Origin of the sequence: Streptomyces sp. UNOC14_S4 (assembly GCF_020740835.1) — a bacterium.
In the GTDB taxonomy this organism is placed as follows: Bacteria; Actinomycetota; Actinomycetes; order Streptomycetales; family Streptomycetaceae; genus Streptomyces.
The window spans coordinates 1-7263 of sequence record NZ_JAINFC010000398.1 but is presented as its reverse complement, the minus strand read 5'-3'; the positions used below and the strand labels follow the sequence as shown (position 1 = coordinate 7263).

5 protein-coding genes are annotated in these 7263 nt (G+C 72.8%); 2 read left to right on the top strand and 3 right to left on the bottom strand.

The window, feature by feature from the left end; translation table 11 throughout:
• Positions 1-148: 148 nt before the first annotated feature.
• The 3 genes from K6I34_RS27665 to K6I34_RS27655 form a co-directional block, all read right to left on the bottom strand.
• Positions 149-1792: an aromatic amino acid ammonia-lyase gene (locus K6I34_RS27665; RefSeq protein ID WP_229329854.1), complete on the bottom strand. Its 1644-nt coding sequence runs from the start codon at positions 1790-1792 to the stop codon at positions 149-151.
• A gap of 399 nt (positions 1793-2191) precedes the next feature.
• Positions 2192-3022 carry a TIGR03619 family F420-dependent LLM class oxidoreductase gene (locus K6I34_RS27660; RefSeq protein ID WP_229329852.1) on the bottom strand — a complete coding sequence of 277 codons (831 nt, stop codon included), beginning with the start codon at positions 3020-3022 and terminating at the stop codon, positions 2192-2194.
• A 103-nt stretch (positions 3023-3125) separates the two neighbouring features.
• Entirely contained in the window at positions 3126-4127 is a 1002-nt protein-coding gene (locus K6I34_RS27655; protein WP_229329850.1) for an IPT/TIG domain-containing protein, read from the bottom strand.
• A 221-nt stretch (positions 4128-4348) separates the two neighbouring features.
• Between K6I34_RS27655 and K6I34_RS27650 the strand changes: the two genes are divergently transcribed.
• The gene (locus K6I34_RS27650; protein ID WP_374231034.1) at positions 4349-5239 is read left to right on the top strand and encodes an SGNH/GDSL hydrolase family protein; all 891 of its coding nucleotides are present in this window, start codon (positions 4349-4351) and stop codon (positions 5237-5239) included.
• Between the two features lie 177 nt (positions 5240-5416).
• Positions 5417-7228 carry a gamma-glutamyltransferase gene (gene ggt, locus K6I34_RS27645; RefSeq protein ID WP_229329846.1) on the top strand — a complete coding sequence of 604 codons (1812 nt, stop codon included), beginning with the start codon at positions 5417-5419 and terminating at the stop codon, positions 7226-7228.
• The last annotated feature ends 35 nt before the right edge of the window (positions 7229-7263 follow it).

The following is a 7263-nucleotide window of genomic DNA, read 5'->3' as shown; positions in this document are numbered from 1 at the left end:
GTTCCCCGCGCCCCTATCGGGGCTGCGCCCGTCAGGGGCGCGGGGAACTGCGCGAGCAACCGTGCACGACCCGCAGTCGCGCGCCGAGCGCAAGTGGCAGCCCAGTAGGCGGGCTCTGGGGGTGCGAGCCCCCAGGAACCCCAGGCGGTCAGGCCGCCATCACGGCCGCTTCCGCGGCGGAGCGCAGAGCGCCCGTCGCTATGAGGGACGCGACGCGCTGGATGTCACCCTCCAGCGGGCGGTCGCCCTCCATGGTCGGGGAGACGGAGCGGACGAGGTCGTACGCGGCCTTCGTCGGGGCGCTGAGGACCTCGGTGCCGCGCAGGTCCGCGGCCTGGGCCAGGGCGAGCAGGTGGATCGCGGCGACCTGGCGGACGAGCTCCACGACCGTGCGGGCGTCGCGCGCGGCGATGGTCGCCATGCTGACCTTGTCCTGGTTGTGGGCCTCGGTCGAGCGGGAGAACGAGGTCGCGGGCATGGTGTTCTTCAGCGCCTCGGCGGTCAGGCCGGAGGCGGCGATCTGCATGCCCTTGAAGCCGTGGTGCATGCCCGCGTCCCAGCTGTCCTCCTCGAAACGGGGGATCAGGTTCGGCGTGAGGCCGTTGTTGAACTTCTCGTCCACGACCAGCTCCAGCTGGCGGTCGAGCAGGTCGGCGACGCTGGCGGCAGCGGTCTTGAGAGCGTCCATGGCCTGGCCGACGTGGCCGCCGTAGAAGTTGCCGCCGTTGCGGACGACACCGGCCCCGACGTCGAACAGCGGGTTGTCGTTGGAGGAGTTGATCTCGATGTCCACCCAGTTCGTCGCCCAGTCCAGGGTGTCGCGGAGCACACCGGTCACGTGCGGGGCGCAGCGGATCGAGTAGCGGTCCTGGATCGGCTCCTCCAGCTCGCGGAAGCCCGCCTCCGAGAGCGACGCGTCACGCTGGGCCACGCCCGGGTCGCGGTCCTCGGGGTCGCCGAGCAGCTCACGGATGGTGTGGGCGCTGCGGATGGTGCCGGAGTGCGGCTTCTGCTCGAAGATGAACGGCGCGAAGTGCATCGGGTTGCCCTGGAGCACCTGCGAGGCGAGCGCGGTGCACAGGTCGGCCGTGAACGCCAGCTCACCGGCGTCGTGAAGGGCCGTCGCGGCGAAGCCGGACATGAAGGACGTGCCGTTGACCAGCGCCAGGCCCTCCTTGGCCTCCAGCACCGCGGGCTCCAGGCCGACCGCGGCCAGCGCCTCGGCGGAGGGCTTCTCCACCCCCTCGTGCAGGGCCCGGCCCGTCCCGGTGACCACGGAGGCGACGTAGCTCAGCGGGACGAGGTCACCGCTCGCGCCGACCGAGCCCCGCTCGGGGATGGGCGGCAGCACATCGCGGTTGAGGCACTCCAGGAGCAGCTCCACGACCTCGGGCCGGACGGCCGAGTAGCCGCGGGCCAGGCAGTTGGCCCGGATGATCATCGTGGCGCGGATGACGTCCTCCGGCGCGGTGGGACCGATGCCGCAGGAGAGGAAGCGGATGAGGTTCTTCTGGAGGTCCTCGGCCTTCTTCCCGGAGATCTGCCGGGTGTTGCTGTCGCCGAAGCCGGACGTCACACCGTAGACCGGCACACCGGCCTCGATGACCTGGCCCTTCAGCTCGATCGACATGAGCATGCGGCGCACCGTGTCCTCGGAGAGGACGACGCGGGGCGCGTCCTCCCCCCGCGCGGCGGAGACCACGTCGCCCACCGTCAGGGTGTGACCGTCGATGGTGAGTTCGGTCTTCCGGGCCTCGAGGGCGTCGGACTGTGCGGCCGTGGAGCCATGCATGAGTGCGTCATTCCTTCCGTGGGGGTGGAGCGGGCACGGCGGCCGGACGATGTAGGGCGTCGGCCGCCCGTGCCGCGCCCCGGGCACGCGGTGGCGTGGAATCGTGGAATTGCGCATACCGGCGCGGGGAATTCGCGGCGCGGAGGCGCGGGCGGGAGCAGGAGTGGGCTGCGGCTCGCCTACAGAAGGGCGGAGCAGGAGCGATGCGCGGCACCGGCCGCCGGGACCGCGGCGACCTGCTGAGAATTCATCAGTTCGTCCCCCCGGTTCGAACTCCGCGGCAATTGCCGTGCCGTTCAAAAATCTATCAAGTCGCCTTGGACGCGGAGCTATGGCCTTGGTCACAGGGGTCACAGGCCGGAATTCGACAAAAGAATTGATTTCGGCCGGGCCCCGCGATCAGCCCTGGGCCAGAAGTCCCGGTACCCGCTCCGCCAGGGCCCGCATACGGCGGCCGAACCCCTCGGCGGGACCGAAGTGCAGCGCCAGGTCGTCGGGGCCGGCCCGCTCCCAGTCCCGTACGCGCCGCACCACGTCGTCGACCGGGACCGCGTCGTCGTCCCAGCTGTCCCGGGCTCCCGCGGAGACCCGTTCGCCGCCCAGTTCCCGCAGCCGGTCGCGGCGCTCGGCGAACTCCTCGGGCGACAGGAACACCGCCTGCCAGAAGTCGCCCACCCGCACCGCCCGGCGCAGGGCCGCGTCGGAGTTCCCGCCGACGAGGAACGGCACGGGCGTCCTGGGGACGGGCCGGAAGACGGCGCGCCCGTCGAAGGAGTGGAAGGCGTCCTCGTAGGGCCCGCCGCCCTGGGTGTGCAGGTGGCGGAGGAGCCGCAGGGCCGCGGTGGTACGGGCGCCGCGCCCGGCGAAGTCCGCCCCCGCCGCGTCGAACTCGTACGCCTCCCAGCCGGTGCCCACGCCCAGGACGAACCGGCCGCCGCTCAGCTCGGCGAGCGTGGCGGTCTGCTTGGCCAGGGTCAGCGGGTCGCGCAGCGGCAGGACGAGCACGGAGGTGCCCAGGGTGACGCGGGTGGTGACGGCCGCCAGATGGGCGAGGGTGACCAGCGGCTCGTAGACGCCGCCGTACGTGGGGCCGTAGTCGCCGGGCGGCAGGAGGTGGTCGGGGAGCCACAGGCCCGCGAACCCCAGGGCCTCCGCCTCCCGGCCCAGTTCCACGAGCCGGGAGACGGGCATCTCGGGGGACTCGTCCGGGAGGACGACGTGCAGGCGCATGGGAACTCCTCGCTGGGTGTGCCGACGGCGCGCGGACCGCGCGCCGCCTCCCCGTGAACGCCCCAGGAGTCCCTTTTCTTTCCCCGGCCTCAGCTCATCGGCGTCAGCCCGAGATGCCGGCGGAGGTGGTGTACGTGTAGCGGGCCGGAGCCGCCGCCGGGCTCGTGCCGCCGCCCGTCTCCACCGTCACGTCGACCGTGCCGGTGCCCGCGGGCGCCACCGCGCCGCAGAACTCCGGCCCGCAGGAGGTGTGCGCGGCGGGCCTGCCGCCGAACCGTACGGTCCCATGTGCCAGGTACGTCCCGAAGACGTTCACCGAGGTCCCGCCGGCGGCCGGTCCGCTCTGCGTGGACAGGCGGGTGACGGCGGGCGCGGGCGGCGGCACCGGGCCGGGGCCCGTGTAGGCGAAGTGCCCGGCCTCCACGGCACCGCCCGGGGTGAGCACGTCGAGCGGGACACTGCCCGTGCCGCCCGGCGCGACCGCCGTGCACGCGGTGCTCGTGCAGGACGTCCGCGCCGGGTCGTCACCGAACAGCACGAGCCCGGAGTCCAGGCCGTAGCCGGTGATCCGCACCGTGGTGCCGCCGGTGCCCGGTCCGGTCGTGGTGTCCACCCCGGTCACCACCGGCTCGCCGGGCACGGCGGGCGGCTCGGACGAGCCGCCGTAGGTATAGGAGGCGACGTTGTCCGCCGGGTCGGCGTCCCCGGCGTTGGCGACGGTCGCCGTGATCGTGCCGGACGGCGTCTGCGCTCCGGAGCGGACCTGCACCTTCATGAAGTGGCTGCGGCCGGGCACGATGGTGCCGGTGTAGACGGCCTCCAGGTGGCGGCCGTCGGGCGAGACGGTCTCGGTGAAGGTGTAGTCGTAGGGCGTCGAGTACATCAGCGCGCCGCTGGTGGTCAGGCCGGGCGGGAGGTCCACGGTGAGACGGGTCACCCCGGTGACGTCCTCGCTCCCCTCGGACGTCCAGGTCACCGAGAAGTTCCCGGAATCGTTCGCGCGTGCCGGGTAGTTGCCCGCCAGGCCGACGGAGACGTCGGCCCCGGGGGCGGGGTCGGCGAGGGCCGCCGACGACGGTGTGACCAGTGCGATCGTGGCGAGCACGGCCGCCACGCTGAGTGCCGCTCTTCGATGCATCACATGGCCCGTCATCGCCCGCTTCGCGAGCCCCGTTACAGTGCGTACGTCTCAGCGGAATGATTGAGCCACGTTGACAGACGGTCACGTCACAGCGAGTCTTGCGTCCCACCGGACACGGCATCGCACTCGGTGACGACTTCGGCAACAACTTCGGTAACGACTTCAGCAAGACTTCGGAGGCAGTAGTGGCACAGGCGCACGCACGCGGCGGGCAGTACGGAAAGGCCCTGGCGGCGGTCGGCGCCGTGGCGGCCCTGGCGGCGGCAGCGGCCGCGCCCGCGGCGGCCCAGACCCCGCGGCCCGGCGGCGAGCGCTACGTCGCACTCGGCGACTCCTACACCTCCGGCCCCGGCATCCCGCAGCAGTCCGGCGGCGACTGCCTCCGCTCCAGCGTGAACTACCCCGCGCTGACCTCGGCGAAGCTGGGCACCGCCACCTTCAAGGACGTCAGCTGCAGCGGCGCGAAGACCGACGACATGTGGCAGGCGCAGGGTGCCAACCCGGCGCAGCTCAACACCCTCGACAAGCGCACCACGCTCGTCACGCTGGGTATCGGCGGCAACGACATCGGCTTCAGCGGCATCATCGAGACCTGCGCCAAGCTGTCCGCATCCGACCCCGCCGGCGCGCCCTGCAAGAAGCAGTACACAGCCAACGGCGGCGACGAGCTCGACGGGCGCATCGCGGGTGCCGCGACCAAGGTCGCCAAGGTACTGAAGGGCATTCACCAGCGCGCGCCGTTCGCCCGCGTGGTGCTCGTCGGCTACCCGTCGATCATGCCGGACAACGGCGTCGGCTGCTTCCCCAAGCTGCCGATGGCCGCGGGCGACGTCCCCTACCTCCGGGACACCGAGAAGAAGCTCAACGCCATGCTGCAGCAGCAGGCGGCCAAGGCGCACGTCCGCTACGCCGACACCTACACGCCGACCGTCGGCCACGACGTGTGCACCCCGAAGGACGACCGCTGGGTCGAGGGCGTGCAGCCGGAGAACCCGGCGGCGCCCTTCCACCCGAACGCCAAGGGCGAGGCGGCGATGGCGGGCGCCGTCCTGAAGGCCACGGGCCGCGCGAGCTGACGCGTACGGCTGCTCCGCCGACGCGTACGACCGCTCCGCCGCCCCGGAAGACGCTCCTCCGCGCCCCGGCGCACGGAGGAGCGTCTTCCGGGGCGTCTTCCGCGTCGGTGGGGTCATGGCGCGCCCCCCGGACGGGCGGGTAGGCTCCGGGGCCCGCTCTCCCGTATGGAGGTAGGGATGGTCCGCGCGAGAACGACCACTCATCGGCGCCTGCCCGTACTCGCCGCCGCCGTCGGCCTGTTGGCCGCGGGCATCGCACCCGCCACCGCGGCGGCGGCCCCCGACCGCACACCCCCGAAATCCCCTGTCGCCACCGGCTACGGCGGGGCCGTGGCCAGCGTCGACGCCGACGCGACGGCGGCGGGCATCGAGATACTGCGCAAGGGCGGCAACGCCGTGGACGCCGCCGTCGCCACCGCCGCCGCGCTCGGCGTCACCGAGCCGTACTCGTCGGGCATCGGCGGCGGCGGTTATTTCGTCTACTACGACGCGAAGCGCCACCGCGTCTCCACCCTCGACGGCCGCGAACGCGCCCCGCTCAGCGCGGACAAGGACCTTTTCCTGGAGAAGGGGAAGCCGCTGCCGTTCGCGGACGCCGTCACCAGTGGCCTCGGCGTCGGCACGCCCGGCACCCCCGCCACCTGGGACGCCGCCCTGCGCAACTGGGGCAGCCGGTCCCTGGCGCAGGCGCTGAAGCCCGCCGAGCGCATCGCGCGCCACGGCTTCACCGTCGACGCGACGTTCCGGCAGCAGACCGCCGACAACGAGGCGCGCTTCAGGGACTTCCCGGACACCGCGGCCCTCTTCCTGCCCGGCGGCAAGCTGCCCGTGGTCGGCAGCACCCTCAAGAACCCCGACCTCGCCCGCACCTACGAACTGCTCGCCGACAAGGGGACGGGCGTCCTGTATCACGGCGCCCTCGGCCGTGACGTCCTGCGGACCGTGCACAAGCCCCCCGTCGACCCGAAGGCCCACCGCGTCGCGCGTCCGGGCGGTCTGACGGAACGCGACCTGCGCGCGTACGCGGTGAAGGAGCAGGCCCCGACCCGTACGACCTACCGCGGGCTGGACGTCTACGGCATGGCACCGTCGTCCTCCGGCGGCACCACGGTCGCGGAGGCCCTCAACATCCTGGAGCACGGCGACCTCTCGAAGCTGGACGAGAAGACCTATCTCCACCGCTACATCGAGGCCAGCCGGATCGCGTTCGCCGACCGCAACCGCTGGGTGGGCGACCCGGCACAGGAGAAGGTGCCCACCAAGGCGCTCACGTCCAAGTCCTTCGCCGACGCCCGCGCCTGCCTGGTCTCCGACAGATCCGTGCTGAGCAGCCCGCTCGTGCCCGGCGACCCCCGGCACCCGGTGCCCTGCGCCGCGCGGGGCAAGGCCGCGGCCACACCGTACGAGGGCGAGAACACCACGCACCTGACGGTCGCCGACAAGTGGGGGAACGTCGTCGCCTACACACTCACCATCGAGCAGACCGGCGGCAGCGGGATCACCGTCCCCGGCCGGGGCTTCCTGCTCAACAACGAGCTGACGGACTTCTCCTTCGTCCCCGTCACGCCGGGCGTCCACGACCCGAACCTGCCGGGCCCCGGCAAGCGGCCGCGCTCGTCCATCTCGCCGACCATCGTCCTCGACCACGGCACGCCCGCCTTCGCGCTCGGCTCGCCCGGCGGCGCGACGATCATCACGACGGCCCTCCAGACCCTGCTCAACCACGTCGACCGCGGCATGCCCCTCGTCGACGCGATCGCCGCCCCGCGCGCCAGCCAGCGCAACGCGGCGGCGACCGAACTGGAACCGGGCCTGTGGAACAGCCCGCTGCGCGGACGCCTGGAGGCGATCGGGCACGTCTTCAAGGAGAACCCGGAGATCGGCGCGGCGACGGGTGTGCAGCGGCTGCCGGACGGGCGCTGGCTGGCCGCGGCGGAACGAACCCGCCGCGGCGGCGGCTCCGCGGCGGTCGTCCGTCCCCGGGGGTAACCGACCGGGGGCTCCGCCCCCGGTCGGTTACCCCC